Source organism: Shewanella eurypsychrophilus (assembly GCF_007004545.3).
GTDB lineage: Bacteria > Pseudomonadota > Gammaproteobacteria > Enterobacterales > Shewanellaceae > Shewanella > Shewanella eurypsychrophilus.
In genome coordinates, this window is the sequence record NZ_CP045503.2 from 5,722,313 (window position 1) to 5,743,178 (window position 20,866).

Sequence of the window (20,866 nt, forward strand, 5' to 3'; positions counted from 1 at the left end):
CTGAATCGTGAGCCTCGTTGTTAAGAGGTTAAATATGTGATTTACCTCCTCGAAAATGAGAACAAAATGTTCTCATTTATAGCGTCATTTCTCACAACGACCGTTTTTTCGATTGGCTAATATGCCCTCCAGACAAAGTAAATACATCGAAGGGCACATGAAAACCAAACTACTCACACTAGCCGCCGCAATGTTCATCACGTTCTCCGCATCAGCTGTGGACATCATTGAACTGGATACGCCATCACTAGATAACACCGTTCAGAAGGTTTATTCCGTCTACTGTCCGTTTTGTTATAAATACGAAAAGGCTGTTACGCCGAATCTAATAAAGAACCTACCTTCAGGGACTACTTTTCAGGCCATCTGCTTGGAAAACAAAGGGGCGCTTGGTGTGGAGTCCTGCGAGGTTCTAGCCGCCGCACAGGTACTTAGCCATAAGAAGTACAAGGCAGCCAAGCTGGCTATGTATGCGGCCGTCCATGACCAAAAGTTAAAGAATGTGAAAGGTTCAGGCGCTATTAAGGGCGACTTAGCAGCTATCGGGATGAAGGCTGCGGGAATGTCTCAAGCTGAATTCAAGAAGGCGCTTCATACCGACAAAGCACAAGACAAGCTGGCATACGACAGAACGATCGCTCTGACCATCGCCAAGAAAAAGGGTATCCCAGCCATCGTCGTTAACGGTAACAAGATGATTGATACCAAGACAGTTGGGTCTCTCAAGGCTCTCGATAGTGCAATTGAGCAGTACCTAGGGGAATAACATGCTGAACAACTTAAAACAGTGGTTCGCAGACCTTAAAGCTTATCCGCTACTCACGTTAGAGCAGACGCAAGAAGGCCGTGCAGTCTGGGCAGTAATGGCTGGTGCGTGCGTATTCCTTCTCGGTTCGGCGATGGGTTTCTTCCAGGTGTTTCTTGAGATGGACCCTTGTGAAAACTGCGTATACATCCGCTTCAGCCAGTTCTGCATCCTGATCGCTGGTGTACTGATGGTTATCACACCGAAGAACAAGATGATTAAGATTCTAGGCCTGGCGCTTGCCTGGTATGGCATCGTCTACGGCCTAGATAAGGCAATAATATTGGCTGGCCAACACGTCTCAAGCCACGCAGCGGATGCTGGTCTGGACCTATTCCAATCAGGCCAGGGCGCTAATGCGTGCTCCCTAGAACCTACATTCCCACTTGGATTACCACTTCATGAGTGGCTGCCATTTGAGTTCGCACCATCAGGCATCTGCGGAGAGGACGATTGGACTCTTCTCGGTCTTAACATGGCTCAATACTGCATCATCTCTTACACAGTATTCATAGCCTGCGCCCTTCCTCTAACCATTGCGTTTATCACTAAAACACTAAGGGAAAAGAACAGATAAAAAAGCTCATTGCAGTACTAGCATTCCCGACCTTGCTGAGCATGAAGATGGGCGTATTACATGTTTAATTGTGACCGTCTATTTAACTGAATACATAGAAATAAATGACAAGTCAGTTTGTCGTTTTATAGGTTAAAACTAAAAAATACGGGTTAGATCCCGAAGGATGATAAGAATGATTAAGAAGACGATGATAGCAACGGCCATAGCGGCAGTATCTCTAGGTGCATCAGCAGCAGGCTTTAAGCCAGCACCAGCAGCGGGAGAGCTGGGCGCGGTGCTAGTGGATCCATATGGGACATCTCCATTAACGGCGTTGATTGACCTGAAAAGCAAGAGACCGACGAACGTAGTTGTCACCGTAAAAGGTAAAGGCCGTAAAGGTGTAGACATCACTTATCCAGTGGGTCCACAGACTCTTAATACCCACGATGGTATCCCAGTCTTCGGCCTATATGCTGACTACAGCAACACCGTAAAAGTGACCTATAAGTTAGACGGTAAGAAGGTATCTGAGAACTATAAGGTTTTGACTGGCACAATCACTAACAAGTACATGGATAACCGAAATATAACGACGATGCAGGAGATCCAAGTTAAGAAGGTTGCTTCTGGCTTCGAAGATCGTCTGTACTTAGTAAATAGCTCGACCTATAACCATCAGGGATCAGACCTACATTGGTCAGGTCAGAAGTCTAAAGATGCCAGCCTCTTCGCAGGTTCGCCAGCGATGGGGGCACTACCTTTCGAAATGCCTCCAATCAACTATGTAACTGATACTCAAGGTGAAATTCGTTGGTGGCTCGATCAGGATGCCACCTATGATGCGACTAACTTAGATATCAACAAGCGCGGTTACCTAATGGGCCTTCATGACACAGGTAACGGCGATATTACATTCGTAGCTGGTCAGCGTTACGGTACGTTTAACCTACTAGGCCAGATTGAAACTAAGCGCCTACCACGCGGCTATATCGATGCTTCTCATGAGCATAACATCATGCCTAACGGCCATAGCTTAGTGCGTGCCGCCAAGGCTAACTATGTGAACAAGCATGGTGATACCGTCCACACTGTACGTGACCATATCTTAGAGATAGACGCCGACGGAAATTTGGTTGATGTCTGGAACCTAACAGAAATCCTCGATCCTAATCGCGACGCGCTGCTATCTGCGCTTGATATGGGTGCGGTATGTCTGAACGTCGATATGGATCATATGGGCCAAAAGGCCGGCGAAATGAAGGTCGATGCCCCTTATGGCGATATTCCTGGCATTGGTGCTGGACGTAACTGGGCTCACGTAAACTCAATTGAATATGATCCGAGCGATGACTCTATCATCCTGTCATTCCGCCATCAGGGCGTTGCCAAGGTTGGTCGTGACAAAGAGGTCATCTGGATCCTAGCGCCTCATGAGGGTTGGAACAAAGAGCTTTCTAAGAAGCTTCTTACTCCTGTCGATGAGAATGGCAAGAAAATAACGTGTACCGACAAGGGTGTTTGTGAAGGCGACTTCGATTGGTCTTACACGCAGCATACTGCATGGCTTAATGAAACCAACGGTAACGTAACGGTACTCGATAATGGCGACGGCCGCGCCCATGACCAACCTCCAATGCAAGAGATGAAGTACACCCGATTTGTCGAATATAAGGTCAATACTGACAATATGACGGTTGAGCAGGTGTGGTCTTACGGTAAGGAACGTGGATTCGACTGGTACAGTCCTATCACCTCTAATGTTGAATATATGGCAGACCGCAACACTATGTTCGGCTTCGGTGGTTCAGTTCACTTGACAGTACCTGGGGCTAGAACTATCGGTAAGATCAACGAAATCGACCACGATACCAAGCAGGTTATGGTTGAGATTGATGTCTTATCAGAAAAAGCTAACACACCTCACTACAGAGCAATCATCGTTAATCCGACTAGCCAATTCGGTAAGTAAATCAATATTGCAAGGGGCTTTCTAGCCCCTTTCTATAAGGTTTTTATAATGAATAAATTACTAAAAATAGCAGTACCGACCTTATTAGCTTGTGCGTGTGCCTCGTCGATGGCTCAAGCTGAGGTGTTTGTTCAGAAGACTATGGTAAGCACTGGGTATGAAGCTCTTGTCGGTGATGCAGCTGACAATAATCCTACACAACAGGATCAGATATTTGCTCGCGTAGCAAGCGTAACGGTTGCCGACTGGGGCTCCGCGATTGGCTGGCTGAAATTCGAAAACTTTGCTGAAGGTGCCGAGGCTGGCAACGGTGAGTCCTATGTAACCACTAAAGCATGGATGAAGGTCGATAAGAATATAGGTGACACTCCATTTAATCTGTGGATACAGTCATTCACTATCGGTAATCAAGCTACTTTCGAGGAGAACCTATATCTAGGAGCTTCTTACGATGTAGGTCTTGGCCCTGTCAAAGGTACTGTAGGTTTAGGCGCACAGTATGCGTATGGCCACATGAGCCAAGGCCCTGCTAATGGGTACTCTTTCGCTTCGATGTCTGGGTACGCATTAGTCCTGCAACTAGGGATGCCGATGACAAAAGAGCTATCTGCAAAGCTCTACTATGAAGGGCAATTCAACCGTAGTGAGGAACACCAAGCTTTAGGGTACGACGATACAGGCTTTCAGGCGGCTGTAGGCGCAGTCTATAAACTGCCGTTAGGTTTTACGACTGAGCTAGTATATAAATATCGTGATAACTGGGGAGGTCTGAAGGATACTGGCGGCCTACTTTTTGCGGAGGTTAGTTACTCGTTCTAGAGTGACTGTCGCGTCTCGGTGCTCCCATAGGCGCGACACTCTACTTGAGTGAACTATAATGAGACCACAATATCAATCTCTAACTATGTGGCCATATTATCTATGCTACTTCAGCGCGTAGTCCCCCAGCAATTAAGAAGGGAATAGAACTCCACGACGTCCATTCTTTTAAATGAGTAAGCGAAGTTTAATAATAAACCATTCAAAGATTAAGAACCCACTCAACCCCGACTCTTAGCTACGGTATTTGGCCCATAACGCCTGCTGTTTGGGCGTGAGGTAACTCCAAGCCAGCACTCTTGTAAGCTTATTGCCTTGGGCCATATCTATAGTCTTAACCGTAACCGCGCCTGCTTTTTCGAGGGCGGCGTAGCTAGGTTTTAGGTTTTCTTTCTTCGATACTAGGCTGGTAAACCATAGGCATTGGGTCTTAAAGTCAGCGCTCTCGCGGATCATATTGAGCAGAAACTGCTTCTCACCGCCGTCACACCAGAGTTCGGCTTTCTGGCCACCGAAGTTAAGCCCCTTGGTGCTTTGCTTGTCTTTGCTGACTGTGGACTTTGCAGGCTTAGGCTCGTGTCCTTTAGCTGCACGGTTAGCAGCCAAGTTGTTAAGTTTACGCTCACTGCCTGCACTCGCTTCAGCCAGTGATGAGTGAAAAGGAGGGTTGCATAGAGTGATATCAAAGCGATCTTCGGGCTGAATAATTCCAGCAAATACTTTTTGATGATCGGTTTGCAGGCGAGTTTTAAATTTCTTCTGCAAACTTGGATTGCCGCTGATAATGACTTCCACATTAGCAAGAGAAAGCGGGTCAACATCACTGGCGGTAAACTGCCAACCATAAGCTTGAATGCCTAAAATCGGATACACACCGTTAGCGCCCGTGCCGATATCTAACGCCTTAATTTTAGGGCCTGTGGGGATTTTGTGCGTTGTGGCTACCGCTTGAGTAAACGCATCATTTACCCTGGGGACATTTTGTCCATTTTGGCTTCCAACTGATGATTCTTGGCTTTCTTGCTGAATATTTCCGGCAAGCAGATCTGCCAGATAATGAATATAATCGACACGGCCAGGAATGGGCGGACAGAGAAATCCTTGGGGTATATCCCAAAAGGTAATTTGGTAATCCGCCTTAAGCAGGGCCAAATTGAGTGCTTTAACCGCTTGTGGGTCAGCAAAGTCGATAGAAAGATTGCCATAAGGGTTAGGCCTTACAAACTCCTTTAACTCCGGACTCGCTTCAATCAGTCTGTCAAAGTCATAGCCGTCTTTATGCAGGTTTCTCTGATGCAGACCTTTCTTATCGGTAACCTTTGCAGGTTTTAAACCCTGCTCACCTCGTCGAACTTGCTGTTTGTGAGAGCTAGACTTGGTATGAGACGATTTGGGTGGCTTGCGTTGAACCGAAGCACTCTTAGCGCTCTTGAGTTTAGAATGAGTCTTAGCGCTGACATTCGATTTAGCTGGCTGGTTTGACGTTGATTTTGTCATAGGATCTCAGCCGTTAACTCATGCATTAACGGCGGGCATAAATAAGTAAAATAAATTTAATAGGATTAATTAATCGTACAGATACTTAGTAAATAATAGATTAACGATCATCGACTTACCTGTTTCTTGCTCTATAAGCCGATTAAGCGTGTCGTAGCATTCACGGCGGATCTCTTCACGCCCAGTCAACGACTTAACCTTATCGGACGTCTGACTGCCCATGATCTCTAATAATGCTGCACGCAGCAGTGGATCATGGTGCTCTAATGCCAATAAATCATCAGGGTCCTTGACCATCAACTCTATGCCTATGCGTACAAAACCCAGTTTCTTACCAGTAGGAATGTAATTAGTGATCAGATCAGGTTCGAACCCATAATAGGCATAAGTATCGATTATCTCTTGTTTCTCTTCGTTTTCTTCATCTTCGGCATAGGCACCTAAGCTCACAGTGCTCATGGCAGCGATGAGTAATAAGCTAGCAATCCTTGTTAAATAGCCTGATGTCATATCGAACCTTTTCATATAGAAATGTGTCTCCTTTGTGCCCACTAATCTTTCTGACTATCGCATAGCGACATGGTAGACTGCAGCTGTTTGACAGCCAGTATAGTACCGAGAAATAGATGAGTGTGACTAGGTTAAGCTTCCCCTATGGTGAATCAATTCAATGGTTTTCGCCAGATAAAATCGCCGAACTCCCCGATTCCCCATTAAGTAAATGGTTACTTTCTTCAGGAAGTTTAACCCAAAAATTACGTTCTCACTGTACCAAGTTCGAAGTAAAAGTACTCGGAGAGGGCACTATCACCCCTTTTAATGGCGAATTCCCTAACCAGAGACAGGCTTGGGTACGTGAAGTCTTACTCTGTCTCGACGATGTGCCTTGGATTTTTGCCCGTACTCTTATCCCAGCTAATTTACTCGATATGAAACAAGCAGACTTTCTCTCCCTCGGTACTCGACCATTAGGAGAACTGCTTTTTACTACTGATGATTTTACCCCAGGTAAAATTGAAATTGCCCACTTTACTCCTTGTAAGCAACTCGCAAATTTGCTGAAAACCCTTGATCAAGCCGTCACAAAGGAGCTATGGGGGCGTCGTCGCTATTTCTCCTATAACGATACAGAGCTCATCGTCAGTGAAACCTTTTTACCTGCTGCGCGCCAACTCATAGAGCAGATGTAATTTTATTTTTTATTAAAGTTAATCCTCAGAAAACAAAAACGCCCATCAGGGCGTTTTTTAGTTTCAACAACTACGAGTTACCGGTTAGATCTTCTGAATCCCAGCAAAGCGAGCAGACTCAAACTTAGCCAACCAAGGCTACCTCCCCCAGAACCTCCTGATGACGGTGTGACCACAGGTGGGGTAACCACAGCAGCTGTCACGGTAATCGATGTACTTCTGTTACTCTCTATCCCTAGGCTATCAGTTACTGTCATTATCACAGTGTAACTGCCAGCTGCGGCATAAGTATGAGTAGGCGACTGGGCTGTACTAGACTGCCCATCACCAAAGTTCCATAGGTATGTCATCGCACCTTCACCACCAGTCGTGGTATCAGTGAACGTCACATCAAGGTCGCTCGTCACAAAGGTAAAGCCTGCAATTGGTGCCACAGGCAAATCTACTGTTACAGCCTGAGTACTCTCCACACTTGCACCTTGCCCATCGGTGACAGTCAGAGTGACAAGATAACTACCTGAATCTTGATAGGTATAGGTTGGCGCCTCTTCAGCACTGGTGGCGCCGTTATCACCAAAGTTCCACAAGTATGAGTAGTTGCCATTACCACCAGAGACAGTCGCAACAAAACTCACCGTGCCAATCACCTCCTGACTGAAGCTGAAACTAGAGGTTAAATCTGAGGCTGGAGGCGGAGTTGTGGTGCCTGCAAAATTAAATCTAACCGTGGCAGTAGAGGAATCACTACTCTGCGCTAATACTTCCATCGTTAAGCCAAGCTCTGGCAAAATAATGCCTGATTGAGGCTGAGTCGGTGCGCTGTAGTCTTGGCTATCATCGAACATAGAGACTGATGACAGGTGATTATCTTCGAAGTAACTCGACTGATTAAACATACTAAAGCTCGCATCACGAACCTGAGTACTGGTGCTATTACTACCAATCAAATTTTGATCTGCATCGATAACGCCAATCAAGCCTGTACCTGGGTGAGTACTAGAGTTGTTATCTGTGTTGCTGAAGTTTTCTAACCACATCAACACACCGGGTTCATAGGAGTGACTGTCTAGCCCTGCATCGACACCATTGTGACTTCTAAGCTGAACAATATAGCGGCGAGAAGCACCAGGACGCTCATCATCAATACGTGAAAAACCATTGAGAACCATGGTATTTACCGTCTCTGCATCATCACTATGAATAACGGTTGTACCATTGCTGATCTGCAGATTATCGAAGACAAATCCATAATCGCCCGCAGCCTGATCGGTTTTATAGATAATGCTGATCTGAGTATTCGCTCGGCCAGCATAAGCCGTTAAGTCATATTCAAGATCGACCCAGTTATTAAGGCCTTCGGCGCCAACTATGTCACCAGAGTCTCCAGTAATAATGTCTCGAGCCGTGTTAATCGTATTGCTTGCTTTAGTGTGATTTCCGGCTATCACTACGCCATCAACCATAAGCTGAGCATAATCATAATCCAGCTCGATATTCCAATGGGCCTTCATCGTCAAAGTTAATGGCGTCGAGCTTGGCAAGTCGATATCGAACGATAATGCATTGTTAATCAGGTGTCCCTGACCCGAGTAATACTGATAACTTCCCCCATAAGGCTGCTTAAAAGGGATCGTCGCCGCAGGCAATGGGATAGAGAGTTGGTTTACTAGCGAATGATTAACCGCTTCATTAATCACTACATCCAATCCCGACGAGCCAATACTGCTGAGCAAAACCTCCTGCTCGTTAATCCAACGTCCTTTATATCTATCTTGCAGATATGAACGTGCATAAGGACTAAATCCTGTTGGTACCGTTCCAGCTATTGCTCCAGTCCAGCTACCACCAGACATCACAGACCAAGACCCCACAGGAGAACCATCCCCTGTATTAGTTGTATCGTATTCATCGGGCAAACCTAAGTCATGGCCAAACTCGTGCACAACAACACCCGCTGCGGCATCAATGGGTTGCACCGTATAACCAAATACTCTTATGTTCTTACCAGGGATACTATAACCAGGTGTATTACCGGTATAAACGAAGAATCTGTGTGACCAGATAGCATCATCGGCTAACACACCGCCACCCGCTTCTTCACCTATGCTCGAATGAAATAGCATGACATGATCGATATCACCATCGGCTTCATCAAAGTTACCATCGCCATCTAGATCGAAAGGATCTTCCACGTCATAACTCGCTAGCTCAGACTCAGACATGCCAGCAACAGCTTTGATCACGGCTTCTTTCACCAGCTCAGGAACCGCCTTATCATCATCGTTATTATCGGCATCATTACCACCATAAAAAGCGGCATTATTGGCTGCGGTGAACCAGCCTTTAACATCACCGGTAAATTCGAAGCGTTGACCCGATTCTGCTTGATAATATTGATAACCAGTCATCAAGCTCTGACCCTGAGGACCAGTAAAACCTGTGGTAGAGAACATTAAGTCATTGTAGTGAGTCACTGGATAGTTAGGATAAAACATCGCCGTATCGCTAGCAGACAAGCGGTTATCGTCAAACGGCAGATCCGGGAAATCGATTAAGATACCTAAGACCTTTACTGTTTTGGTGATATCGGCGTCGGCTAAAGTGCCAACCATGTTATCCATCTTGGCAATCGAGTTGCGCTTAAGCTGCTTACTCTGGATCAGTGATTTGATCCTGGACTTTTCAAACTGAGCCTCAACCAAACGTCCCTTGCTCTGAAAACTTGTAGCACGATGAGTAAACTGCTCGACAGCAGCCTGCTTCTCGGCATCACTCGCAGATGGGGAAACTTCTCCGCGTTTAATCAGCCAATATAAGATACGCTCTTTATTGATCACTCCGGCATCGGCCAAAGTGCCTGAATCCAAGGCTGACAAATTCACGGGCGTGATATCGATAGGCTTTGCCAGTGCGCTCGATGATGCGCTAATGCCTAGTATCAGCGATAATGACAAGCTGGCTAGTGAACCTGCGCCAATGCTTTTTACGCTCTTCATATTATTGAGTTCCTTCTGACTTTTTATCGACAATCTTCAAACGCTTGCTGTTTCTTACGGATAAACTCGGCCACTTTTTCATCTGCTTCTACTTGGCTCATTTCTGGGGTTATAACCCCGTTCTTCACCAAGTTGGCTTTAAGTTTAGACCTATCTTGAATGGGTGGCGTGGAGCCACAAACAATTTTTCGCTTGTTATGAAGAGAAGCTTCAGCAGCGTTTATCTCTACACTCGCTTGATTAACAGGCACAACACTTTGTACAGTGTGAGACGGAGCTTTTATCTCCGTATCAGAGCTGCACGAAGCCAGAGCCAGCAGAGGAATAACGCTCAACCAAGTAATAAGACTTCTCATACATCACCAGGACAACATAAACAGCACAAAACCTTAACAGCAGTTTACTCTGAATGACAACAAAAAAACCAACATTTACTCTGCTAAATACACTTATATTCAGTAAGCCACCGAAAACTATGAAGTTATCAAACATCACTGGCTAAACAATGGCTTACGAATGTTAATGACCATAATAAATCAAATAGTTAGACTATTTATTCAACCAGTCTTGATAGATGAGCAATAAGACAGAGGCAGACCAACTAAAGTTGGTGCAATGCAGACCATCACCGGTCAGTGGATCATAGTTCTCCCTGATCGGCGCTTGGGAAAGGATCCCTTCTCCCTGCTCTACCAAGCGTTTCGCCAGTGTTTCGGCCTCACTGTGGTAGCCATATCGCTCTAGTCCTAGCAGACCAAATAATGCCTGATCTAACCACACCGGCCCACGCCAATACTGAGTTGAAGCAAAATTAGGACTATCGGCACTCACAGTAGGAAATGGGATTTTAGTCGAAAACTGTTTATCGCTAAGTTGACGTTCAACCATTATTTTCGCTTGCTCGGCAGTGGCTGCGCCAGCCCAAAGCGGCAACCAACCTTCGACACCTTTACCTGCATCTATCAACAAATGGCTCTCGTTACCCTCGAAGCGAATATCGTAGAAAAACCCGGTTTTATCATCGAACATCTTGGTCTGAATTTGCAGTTTTAACTTATCGGCCTGAGTGGACCAATCATTCGCTTGTGTATCTAGTTGCTGTAGCAGTGCCATCTTGGCCAAGATCACTTTCTCGGCAAACAAATAGGCATTGAGATCGACAGACTCCTGGGATAATGAGTAACCGATCACTTCACCTTTGTCGTTGCGGTTCTGCAATACTTGCACGCTGGCATCATCATCGAACCTGGGGGCATTATCCATGCCTGACTCCCAGGCAGCCGCTTCAATGATCGCCTTTCGGTTTAACTTGCCAGCCGTAAGGTGAGCCGGATGTAAGTTAGCGCCATACTCAGCCAAACCATTAGCATTATGATCCCGATTGCGATACCACCACAGGTGATAAGCCACTAACTTGGGGTACATCAGTCTTACAAAGTCCAAATCTTGGCTTTGTTGATATATCTCCCACACCGCCCAGGCAGCTAGAGGCGGTTTACCATTACGTTCATTCCAGTTGCCGCCTTCTCCACCTCTTGCCGGATCACGGTTATAAAAAATCGCATCGGGCAAGTTACCTACATCTTGAGGTCGCACGTTATCTTGTGCTGTAAACTGATAATCAAACATAGAGAGTACATTCGATTTAGCCAGTTCAGGATCGAAATGAGACAGCGCCACAGCCTGCTTCCAGCTGTCCCAAGCCCAAACACCGTTAAACCATTTATAGGTGATCGATGGCGTTACCGCATCATGCAATATCGCCCCCGCTGGACTACGCCAGTTGTGCACTAAGGTCAGCATGCTTTTTGCGGCCAGCTTACGATACTTAGGCTCACCTTTATCTATTCCCTTCGTCAGCCTTTGTTGCCATGCTTGGCGATTTTCGGCCAACAGAGCTTGTTGCTGGCTCCAATTCACAGTCCCTCTAAGCAGCTTTTCTTCTTGAGTATGAAAATATCTCTGCGCACTCAATATTTGCAGGCTCTTACCAGCGCTAAGCTCCATGACTGATGTTTTGGCTTGATAGCCATTATCTTTGTTGATCTCGATCTCAACCTCGGGACTAAACCATAGCTCGAAACTCGCATCAGCTAACTGAATGTTCCAGGTATCCATCACAGGATTGAGCTGCCAGGCAATGCCGTTACTCCAGCTATTAACCTGCTTAATTAACTGATATTTTTCTAGTTTAGGATGAGACTGAAACGGCGTACCAGACCAGCTCAGTTGCCATTGCTGATCTGAATCGGAGCGATTAATCAGTTGTGTTGTGACCATCGAGGTTCGGTTGTCGGTATAATTCAGAGACAGTGAAACGGTGATCTCTGGCCAATCAAACTCTTGATATAGGCCATCAGGACGACTGTAGATTTGGCTATTTTCCGCCTGACTAAAATCCAAAGTCTGGCCAGTGCTAACATTTTTAAGCCCAAGCTTCATCATGTTGTCACTCAAGTGCAGACTGTACTCTTGTGCGATAAATAGTGGGCCAGTGAAACTGCCGTAATGCTCCGGAGCATCAGGAAGATGAAAACCGTGCCAAGCTCCCTTATCGACATAGGTCGCGCCGATTTCTAGGTTGCCCTTATCATCCCTCTCCTCCATAGAGATTGGCGTCCCCTGATAAGGAAGCAGATCACGATACTCAGCAGAATCGAGCAGCGCTAGACTGGAGACACACAAAAAAAGACAAGAAAGCATGAAGATACCGACAATTGAATATAATATACCGAGTATGTCGAGTTCTAGGTTTTGATGCAAGAAAGATCAGCAAAGGTTAAATAGACTTTAGTTCCTAGGGTCTAGATCCTAGGAACTAGAAACTCGCTCTACAGGGCTATCTGCCCCATATGAGCCATATAACTCGCGACGCCATCGAGGAACATCTGCACAGAGATCATCACCAGCACCATCCCCATTAAACGCTCTACTGCGGTAAGGCCTTTCTCTCCCAACACCTTAGTGAACACTTTATAGAAGAGTAAGATCACTGCGCTCACGCCCCAAGCAGCTAATAAGGCAATGGTCCAATCCAACATACGAGAGCTATCGGTATGGGCTAACAAGATAAGCGCGGCTAAAACCGAAGGCCCAGCCATAAGGGGAATCGCCATAGGAACAATAAATGGCTCCTCGCCAGCCGCAAGACCCACCACGCCACCGGGCTGAGGGAAGATCATTCTAATGGCGATTAAGAACAGAATGATTCCGCCCGCAATACTGACTGACTCAGATCTTAAATTCAAAAAGTTGAGTATGGCTTCACCCGCAAACAGAAACAGTAGCATGATAGCCAGTGCAATAAGCAGCTCGCGGATCAGCACTCTGCGTCTTTTTTTAGGTTCAATATGACGCAAAATAGACGCAAATATCGGCAAATTACCGAGAGGGTCCATAATAAGAAATAACATTACAGCAGCAGAAAAAATATCCATAAGAGCTTAGGAAAAAGAAAACTATCTACATATTCTAAACTTTTTAGAAACAAGCAGATAGATAAATTACACAGGAAAGACCACAAGACACCCAATTAGTAGCCAAACGTTCAAAGTCTGATGCAAGTTCAGATAAAAATAAGCCAGTAACCCCGTAGAAGTCACTTTCAACCTGATAAATCCTCTCACTTGATGTAAATAATGCGACCTAACCTGCTTATTTCCCAGAAACTGGTATACTATCTCGTCGTTTTCTCTGGTCCCAGCTAAACAAATCATGCTCTATCTATTAGCCAGTTGCATCGCTCTACTATTAGGCCCTCTCTTCTATCGATTCCTTTCGACAGAAAATGGTCTACGAAAAGGTCTGGACGGATTTATATTCGTATCACTGGGCGGGCTTGTGCTACTGCATATTTTACCTGAGCTATTAGAGCACGGCGGCTTCTTGGCGATCATCTTCGTCATAGTAGGCATGTGGGGACCGACGGCCAGTGAAAAGCTATTCCACCGCTATTCCGAGGTCACACACAAATTCACCCTATTTCTAGGCGTCGCCGGTTTACTGCTGCATACCATTACAGATGGCGGTGCCATGGTACTTGCACAGCAGGACAATACCTCGATTCTGTTAGCTTTAGGCATCATATTGCATCGTCTTCCTGTTGGATTGGCTATCTGGTGGTTAGTGAAACCACAAGTTGGCAGCCGTTGGGCCATGGCCGTGTTAGCCGCCATGATGATTCTGACTGGCGCAGGCTATTTCGCCGGTGAGCAGATGTTAACGCAACTAAGCCTAGATAATACCGTCTACCTACAAGCCTTTGTAACAGGCTCAATTTTACACGTGGTATTGCATCAACCTCATGCACATGACTCAAGCAGTAACAGCAATACAGTGCATCCAGAAAAATATGAGTACCATGCTGGCATAGGCAGCTTGCTGGGAATTGGCTTACTCTGCGTGCTGTTAATGATGGACTCAGGTGGTGGTCATGAACATCATCATCACGATCATAGTACCGAGCAACTCCTTGATTGGATGCTGACCTTAGCCCCTGTCTTGTTACTCAGTTATGCCGTTGCCGGACTGCGATTTAAGCTCGGCCTATCACCACAAAGCAAACATCTTGGAAAGCGTTGGTTACAGCGACTCGCAGGACCAGAAGCCTTGATCATCACGGCATTTTTGCTTGGACCTTTAGTGGCATTATTTCAATTGATTGGCTTATTGATTATCGGTGCACTGCTGACCTTTAGTAAAGTTGAGCCCACTGATCCGCACCTTTCAATTCCGACATCACCGCTACGCTTTGGTTTCGCCCACATCATCGACAGAAGTGCACCTTGGGTATTACTCAGTCTAATTTTAGCGAACTTGATCGGCCACCCTTCAGTTCCACTCGAAAACCCTATTATTCAGGTTGCTGTGCTGATGGTGTTATTCCTACCTATGCGATTCTGTAATTTAGGTGGCGCCGTACTGGCACTGTCTTTAGCCTATAGCGGCTGGAGCATGCCAGCGGTAATGCTCGCTCTGATTGCCGCACCTATATTCAACTTGGCTCAGTTAAAGTTGATGAACTTGACCCAGAGAGTCGTGGTCATTGGTATTATCATCGCCAGCTTAGCGCTCACGGCCGCACTACAGCCAGAGTGGCATATCATGATCTCCATGCCTGAATCGATTAACATCATATCTCTACTGATCTTAGCCGGACTATTTGCTGCCAGCCTGCTGCGCTTAGGCCCAAGGAAGTTTCTCGCTCGCATCATGTTGTTAAAGCCTACGGCACACAGTCATGACTCACATGATCACGGGCACAAGCAGCACTAAAATTCTAGGACCTAGGTTCTAGGATCTAGGTTTTTCGCTTATCCTCGTAACTCGTCACCTTCTTCACTCTTTCCTTGCCAAAAGCAGCAAATAAATGGCTTTCAAGCACAATCAGGTTTAAATTCAGACAAAGGTCAGCTAACTTGAGTCCCTATGTGCATTCTGTTTATTGCTTTGAATAAGCATCCTAAGTATCCGTTAATAGTGTGTGCGAACCGCGATGAGTTTCATCACAGGCCGACAGAGCAAGCTCACTTCTGGCCGCCAAACAATGAGCTGCTAGCGGGTAAAGATCTCGAGGCTGGCGGCACTTGGCTAGGGGTCAATAAACGCGGTGATTTCGCGGCTTTAACCAATCTGAGGGATCCACTTAAGCAACAAAGTGATATGAGAAGCAGAGGAGAGCTGGTGATCAAAGCACTTGCCACTCGAAGTCCTATGACAGGGAGCTGGCTTCGTGAGCATAACGGTCACTACAATCCATTCAACTTTATTTTTGGCAATGCCCGTGAGCTTTATTGTTTTAATAGCAAAACTAACGCCATGACACAGCTAACAACTGGCTTCCACTCTATCAGCAATGGCGCACTAGATGATATTTGGCCTAAAATGGCTCGAGGAACCTTGGCGCTTGAAAAGGCAATTTCAGCGTGCAGCGAACCTAATATCGATGAGTTGCTAGGACTAATGCAAGATGAAAGCCGTGCAGAAGACTCAGATCTTCCCGAAACAGGCATTAGTTTTGAATGGGAAAGAATGCTCTCATCGATCTATATAAAACATCCACAATATGGCACTCGTTCAACCAGTATTATTTTACAAGACAGCAAGGGTAATACTCAGTTTACAGAAGTCAGATATGACGGCAAGGGCCGTAATTTAGGCCGGCAAAACTTCGCTATTACGGGCAGTTAACTGGCACTATCACCTCATCGTGAGGTGAGGATATATGAGATAAGATTAGTCTGATGTATGGTCGTGAGTGATCACCCAACGGTCATCTATCTTCTCAACCAGCAGGGTAAAAACCCCATTGGGCTTATCTTTAGCCCGAGTTAATTGCCAGCGTCCTACGACAATTGCGGCATAATTACTCAGCATCTTAGTTTCTTTAATCGTGAACTTAAGTGTGCCTAAAGTCGCCTTGTCTGGATAGTTCCTTTTATAGGCGGCTAACGTATCCTCCCAGCCATAACGAAACTTTTTACCAGACACGAAACGCATCTTCTCATTATTCCAATAGCCTTGCATATAAGCATCGAGATCGCCGCGATTCCATGCTGATTCCTGCTCGGATATGACTTGCGCAATTTCATCTGTTGGCACAGCAGTGACGCTAAATGCGAGTAGCATCAGCAGAGCCGTAAGTCCTTTTTTAAACATGGTTTTCTCCATAAACACGAGATAATATTGCTATAATATCTTAATTAAAGCACTCTCGCCTCGACTAATATCACTTGGCCAGAGTTCCCCTTGACATAGTATTGAGTATTTATGTTCCAAGTATTCTGTAAGTTCATCTTAAAACTGTCTGGTTGGAAAATATCCGGCTCACTGCCAACGGATCACCAATTTTTGGCTATCGTCGGACCACACACCAGTAATTGGGATTTTGTTATTGGTGTATTAGCCCGTGGAGCCCTAGGCGCTAAAATTAACTTCCTCGGCAAGCACCAGCTATTTATTCCTCCATGGGGCTGGTTCTTCAAAGCTGTTGGTGGCACACCGGTAGATAGAAGAAAGAGCAACAACTTAGTCGATGGTGTCGTTCAGCTTTACCACAGCAATCCAAATTTCTCGCTGGCATTAGCACCGGAGGGAACTCGCAGCCCTGTAAAACGCTGGAAAACAGGCTTCTACCATATCGCCACTAAAGCCCAGGTGCCGATCGTGACCGTGGGACTCGACTTCGGCCATAAGACAGTAGTCATTCCCGAAGGTTTTCAAACAACTGACGATATGCAGCACGATATGAATAAAATAATCGACTTCTATCGCTCAATAAATGGACGTCACCAGAAGGTGATCCCAGATTTCATTCGATGATGGCCACTCATCTGCCTAAATAACAGTATTGGATATTGCATAAATAGCTTGTTCATTAAACAGCTGGCGGCTATAGTGCCGCCATTATTTACCCAGCGAATATGCATGCTATGAGTCTTGATACTTGGTTACTCTATCTATTTGCGGTTCTGTTAATCGCCATATCTCCAGGCACTATGGCCGTACTGTCCATGAGTCATGGTATGCATTATGGTAAGACTCGTAGTCTGGCTACCGCTTTCGGTAGTGTGACTTCAGCATTGATCTTGATGATGGCTTCTGCAGCAGGCTTAGGGGCACTATTGAGTGCGACTGAGTACGGCTTTACTATTTTGAAGTACTGTGGCGCCGCCTATCTAATCTTTCTTGGGATAAAATTACTGCTAACTAAGGCCAGTGGCCAAGGCCTCGACCTGCAACACATCAAGAGCAAAGGCACACCTAAACAGATGTTTAAGCAGGCCTTTCTTGTCGGGATAAGCAATCCCAAAGATCTGCTCTTCTTTGCAGCCCTATTCCCGCAATTTATCAACATATCGGCACCACAAGGTCCCCAATTGGCAATTTTAGCCGCAACTTGGGCCGTGATAGATTTCAGCTTCGTGATGATTTACGCCAGCATGGCCAATGTACTGGCTCCAACTCTAAGAACCAGTAATAAACTGCATTGGTTCGACCGAACCAGCGGCGGCGTATTTATTACACTCGCAGCAATATTAGTTACCAGGGAAAGCTAGTTCCTAGGTTCTAGGTTCTAGGTTCTAAAAACTAGGACCTAGAACCTTCGTTTAAACTTCTTTCAAACTTCTAATATCCGATCCTGTTGGTCCCTGAAAAGCGCGTAATCCAAATTCAGGTAATATCGCAAATACGTGATCGAAGATATCACCCTGAATATCTTCATAAAAGGCCCAACGAGTATCGTTAGTGAAGATGTAGATCTCAATGGGTACACCTTCTTTCGTCGATGCAAGCTGACGCACGAGCAAGGTCATATCTTGGTGAACTTTGTCGTGATTAGAGACAAACTCCTTCAAATAGGCCCTAAAAGTACCGATATTGGTCAAATTACGACTGTTTACCGGTATATCTGCATCTGTTGTTTTGCTATTAAATTCAATCAGCTCTTCGCTTTTGCGCGCCATATACTCTTTCAGGTAATTAATCTTGCCTAAACGTTGTCTCTCCTCATCGGAAAGAAACCGAATAGAGTGGATATCGATAAGCACAGAACGCTTAATGCGGCGCCCCCCGGACTCAGACATGCCGCGCCAATTTTTGAAGGCATCTGACACTAATGAATAAGCCGGGATCATGGTAATAGTCTTGTCCCAGTTACGCACTTTCACCGTTGTTAAAGAGACCTCTTCAACGGAACCATCGGCGCCATACTTATCCATCTGAATCCAATCACCAGGACTCACCATTCGGTTAGCAGCGAGCTGAATTCCTGCAACGAAACCAAGAATCGTATCCCTGAAAACCAACATAATCAAACCCGTCATCACACCTAGACCACTTAGGAAGTAGACGGGAGACTGATCGGCTAATATCGAAATCGAGACGATAATTGAGACAAAGAAGAGGAAAAGCTTAAACAGCTGCACGAAGCTTTTAATCGGCAGACGACGGCTAACCAAATTAACATCTGCGATCTCATTGGCGGCATCTAACGAGCTGTATACCGCACGTATCAACAACACCAAGATCGTCACGCTAAGCAAGCGCTGAGTCATACTACTTAGCACTTCATGCTCGGTCAGTGCTAATGGCACTAAGATACTAAGCACGAGTGCCGGAACGATAATCGCGAACTTTTCCAGCACCCTATGGCGCATGAATATATCATCCCAGCTTACTTTCGAGCGCTGAATGACAATATTCATTGCCCTTACTACGCCACGCTTAACAAACAGGTAAACCAGCATGGCAATCACCAAACTGGCAAACACCATCACAGAGGTAGAGACACCATCAGATGGTGTCGTATTAATTCCCCAGTTAGATAACCAATGGGTGATCTGCAACCTAATTTCTTGATCCACGATTCACTTCCCTTAGAAGTACCAATATTGATAGAAGTCTTGTTAGCAACTGGCTAACACAAGCATATTTACCGAAAAGAAAACTCAACAAAAATGACACAAACATTTCTTTTATAAGAAATTTTAGCATTCTATATTGACTGGTGTACAAAGTTTAACAACAATCTATGTCTAAAGTCAGAGATAGGACAAACTAGATGACAAAATATTTAATCATGTTGGTACTTTTAGCAACGAGCTTGCAGGCTAATGCAAATATGCCCGCGGAAGATCCAAACCCAAGCTTCACGCCGAAAATCAGCTTAACTGCTGATTATATTCCTGCAGCCATTGATATGTATGGCATCACTTTGGCCCCCTATCACCATGACCGAGATTATGCTCAATGGGGTTATTACATTGGCTATGCTAAAAGTGATAAAGATCATGCTGATATTACCTTCCCTTCGGAGAGTTACACGCAAGATACTATGTGGCGATTTGGGCTAAGCTATAGCTTAACCAACAATTTTAGTCTCTATGGCGGGGCAAGTTCATATAATCATGAAACTCACTATACCTCAGGTAAAACACCTAAGATTGTGGATGGCGAGCCGATTTGGGAAGAGGAATCAGACACGACTTGGGGCGGCGAGGTAGGATTAAGATACATGATGGATTTTGGATTGATGATAAGCACAGGTTACAACTCTGCCTCTGAAACCGCTGTTTTCAGCCTAGGTTGGGCCATCTAAAACACACCAAGCCTGCAGAAGAAGCCCTTAGCCCCTCGAGTGCAGCTCAGCCTATGAGCTGCCTACTTCTGTGTTGAATTATGCCACCAAAAATAACTCTGAACTGACCACTGACTTATACCGATTGGTATTAATTCCTGTAGCCTTAGATCTCGAGAATTGACCTTCCCCATGTAAACTGGCTAACCTATGTATAATCGATTGGTATAAACTCAGTCATCAACTTTATTAGGTTCCTTAGTCATGCATAAACGTCTAAAATTTTTAAGCGCATTTGCTTTACTTGTCATAGCAGTTCCTAGCTTAGCAATTGCAGCTACAGAAACGGTTGCCAGCCTCACCCTAGAAAACGGCGCAAAAGTTCGTCTCAATGATGATTTCACTTGGGAATACGTGATCCTAGAAACTGTTCCAGTGGTAAACAGTGAAACAAAGTCCCAGACCCCTCTGGCGATTGCAGCGGGCACATCGGCCAGCATCGAGATAGCTAAAGCAGCTCCTCAAGCAACTCAAGCAACTCAAGCAATTAGCCAAACCATGACTGCGACCGCCATGTCACAAGCTGAGTTACTTAAATCGACAGCAAAAGCAGGTGTAAAAGTCAGCTTTGCGAAGGCTGAATGGGATGACGATGGTCGCCTAGGCCTCACCTTCGACTTAGCCAGCACCAGCTCTGAGCACTATGTGATGATAGAGATGGATGTCACCCTATACGATGACACAGGTAAAACCCTTAAGACAGAAACGCTCAAGGTGTGGAAAGCCATCTTCAGATCGGCAGATACTTACCTGCGTAAAGGCGAGCAGCGACAGAGCAGAACCTTCTGGATCGAAGGCATAGATGCCAGCCAGTGGTCTAAGCAACTGCTCAGCCTCAAAATCGGCGAGATGAATTCGAGAATGTGATTTTAGAGAAGGCACTAGGAACG

The 20,866-nt window shown here is 45.6% G+C and carries 19 protein-coding genes; 11 read left to right on the forward strand and 8 right to left on the reverse strand.

Annotation, left to right across the window (positions count from 1 at the left end; translation table 11 throughout):
- The first annotated feature begins 157 nt into the window (after positions 1–157).
- The 4 genes from FM038_RS24665 to FM038_RS24680 all read left to right on the forward strand — a co-directional run bounded on the left by FM038_RS24665 (position 158) and on the right by FM038_RS24680 (position 4,155).
- Positions 158–766 carry a thioredoxin domain-containing protein gene (locus FM038_RS24665; protein ID WP_185965805.1) on the forward strand — a complete coding sequence of 203 codons (609 nt, stop codon included), beginning with the start codon at positions 158–160 and terminating at the stop codon, positions 764–766.
- 1 nt (position 767) lies between these two features.
- Positions 768–1,382, forward strand: coding sequence for a disulfide bond formation protein B (locus FM038_RS24670; protein WP_142873355.1), 615 nt, complete (start codon positions 768–770; stop codon positions 1,380–1,382).
- Between the two features lie 175 nt (positions 1,383–1,557).
- Positions 1,558–3,336: an aryl-sulfate sulfotransferase gene (locus tag FM038_RS24675; protein ID WP_142873354.1), complete on the forward strand. Its 1,779-nt coding sequence runs from the start codon at positions 1,558–1,560 to the stop codon at positions 3,334–3,336.
- A gap of 48 nt (positions 3,337–3,384) precedes the next feature.
- A complete protein-coding gene (locus FM038_RS24680; protein ID WP_142873353.1) occupies positions 3,385–4,155 on the forward strand; it encodes an outer membrane protein OmpK in 771 nt (256 codons plus the stop codon).
- Between the two features lie 234 nt (positions 4,156–4,389).
- Here FM038_RS24680 and rlmF read toward each other — a convergent pair whose 3' ends face one another.
- Both rlmF and FM038_RS24690 read right to left on the reverse strand, forming a co-directional pair.
- A complete protein-coding gene (gene rlmF / locus FM038_RS24685) occupies positions 4,390–5,652 on the reverse strand; it encodes a 23S rRNA (adenine(1618)-N(6))-methyltransferase RlmF (RefSeq protein WP_142873352.1) in 1,263 nt (420 codons plus the stop codon).
- Between the two features lie 69 nt (positions 5,653–5,721).
- Positions 5,722–6,177, reverse strand: coding sequence for a flagellar basal body-associated protein FliL (locus FM038_RS24690; protein ID WP_223292964.1), 456 nt, complete (start codon positions 6,175–6,177; stop codon positions 5,722–5,724).
- Positions 6,178–6,278: 101 nt separating this feature from the next.
- Here FM038_RS24690 and FM038_RS24695 point away from each other — a divergent pair, with 101 nt between their 5' ends.
- Entirely contained in the window at positions 6,279–6,842 is a 564-nt protein-coding gene (locus FM038_RS24695; RefSeq protein WP_142873351.1) for a chorismate--pyruvate lyase family protein, read from the forward strand.
- A 77-nt stretch (positions 6,843–6,919) separates the two neighbouring features.
- Here FM038_RS24695 and FM038_RS24700 read toward each other — a convergent pair whose 3' ends face one another.
- From FM038_RS24700 to FM038_RS24715, 4 genes are all read right to left on the reverse strand, one after another.
- Positions 6,920–9,838, reverse strand: a complete 2,919-nt coding sequence (locus FM038_RS24700) for an immune inhibitor A domain-containing protein (protein WP_142873350.1) — start codon at positions 9,836–9,838, stop codon at positions 6,920–6,922.
- A gap of 23 nt (positions 9,839–9,861) precedes the next feature.
- Positions 9,862–10,194 (reverse strand): hypothetical protein, encoded by a 333-nt coding sequence (locus tag FM038_RS24705; RefSeq protein WP_142873349.1) that lies wholly within the window; start codon positions 10,192–10,194, stop codon positions 9,862–9,864.
- A gap of 193 nt (positions 10,195–10,387) precedes the next feature.
- On the reverse strand, positions 10,388–12,541 hold the full coding sequence (locus FM038_RS24710; protein ID WP_142873348.1) for an MGH1-like glycoside hydrolase domain-containing protein: 2,154 nt from the start codon (positions 12,539–12,541) through the stop codon (positions 10,388–10,390).
- Positions 12,542–12,669: 128 nt separating this feature from the next.
- Positions 12,670–13,275, reverse strand: coding sequence for a YhgN family NAAT transporter (locus FM038_RS24715; RefSeq protein WP_142873347.1), 606 nt, complete (start codon positions 13,273–13,275; stop codon positions 12,670–12,672).
- Positions 13,276–13,552: 277 nt separating this feature from the next.
- On the opposite strand from FM038_RS24715, the gene FM038_RS24720 reads away from it, so the two are divergent.
- Positions 13,553–15,112: a metal transporter gene (locus FM038_RS24720; RefSeq protein ID WP_142873346.1), complete on the forward strand. Its 1,560-nt coding sequence runs from the start codon at positions 13,553–13,555 to the stop codon at positions 15,110–15,112.
- 153 nt (positions 15,113–15,265) lie between these two features.
- Entirely contained in the window at positions 15,266–16,027 is a 762-nt protein-coding gene (locus FM038_RS24725) for an NRDE family protein (protein ID WP_142873345.1), read from the forward strand.
- Positions 16,028–16,072: 45 nt separating this feature from the next.
- Here FM038_RS24725 and FM038_RS24730 read toward each other — a convergent pair whose 3' ends face one another.
- Complete coding sequence (locus FM038_RS24730) at positions 16,073–16,495, reverse strand: YybH family protein (protein WP_142873344.1); 423 nt, start codon at positions 16,493–16,495, stop codon at positions 16,073–16,075.
- A 111-nt stretch (positions 16,496–16,606) separates the two neighbouring features.
- Between FM038_RS24730 and FM038_RS24735 the strand changes: the two genes are divergently transcribed.
- Positions 16,607–17,158: a lysophospholipid acyltransferase family protein gene (locus FM038_RS24735; RefSeq protein ID WP_142873343.1), complete on the forward strand. Its 552-nt coding sequence runs from the start codon at positions 16,607–16,609 to the stop codon at positions 17,156–17,158.
- 110 nt (positions 17,159–17,268) lie between these two features.
- Entirely contained in the window at positions 17,269–17,895 is a 627-nt protein-coding gene (locus FM038_RS24740) for a LysE family translocator (protein WP_142873342.1), read from the forward strand.
- Positions 17,896–17,946: 51 nt separating this feature from the next.
- Here the strand turns inward: FM038_RS24740 and FM038_RS24745 are convergent, their stop codons facing one another.
- The gene (locus FM038_RS24745; protein ID WP_142873341.1) at positions 17,947–19,203 is read right to left on the reverse strand and encodes a mechanosensitive ion channel family protein; all 1,257 of its coding nucleotides are present in this window, start codon (positions 19,201–19,203) and stop codon (positions 17,947–17,949) included.
- Positions 19,204–19,400: 197 nt separating this feature from the next.
- On the opposite strand from FM038_RS24745, the gene FM038_RS24750 reads away from it, so the two are divergent.
- Both FM038_RS24750 and FM038_RS24755 read left to right on the forward strand, forming a co-directional pair.
- Positions 19,401–19,937, forward strand: a complete 537-nt coding sequence (locus tag FM038_RS24750) for a porin family protein (RefSeq protein WP_142873340.1) — start codon at positions 19,401–19,403, stop codon at positions 19,935–19,937.
- Positions 19,938–20,180: 243 nt separating this feature from the next.
- Positions 20,181–20,843, forward strand: coding sequence for a DUF3157 family protein (locus FM038_RS24755; protein ID WP_142873339.1), 663 nt, complete (start codon positions 20,181–20,183; stop codon positions 20,841–20,843).
- Positions 20,844–20,866: the final 23 nt, after the last annotated feature.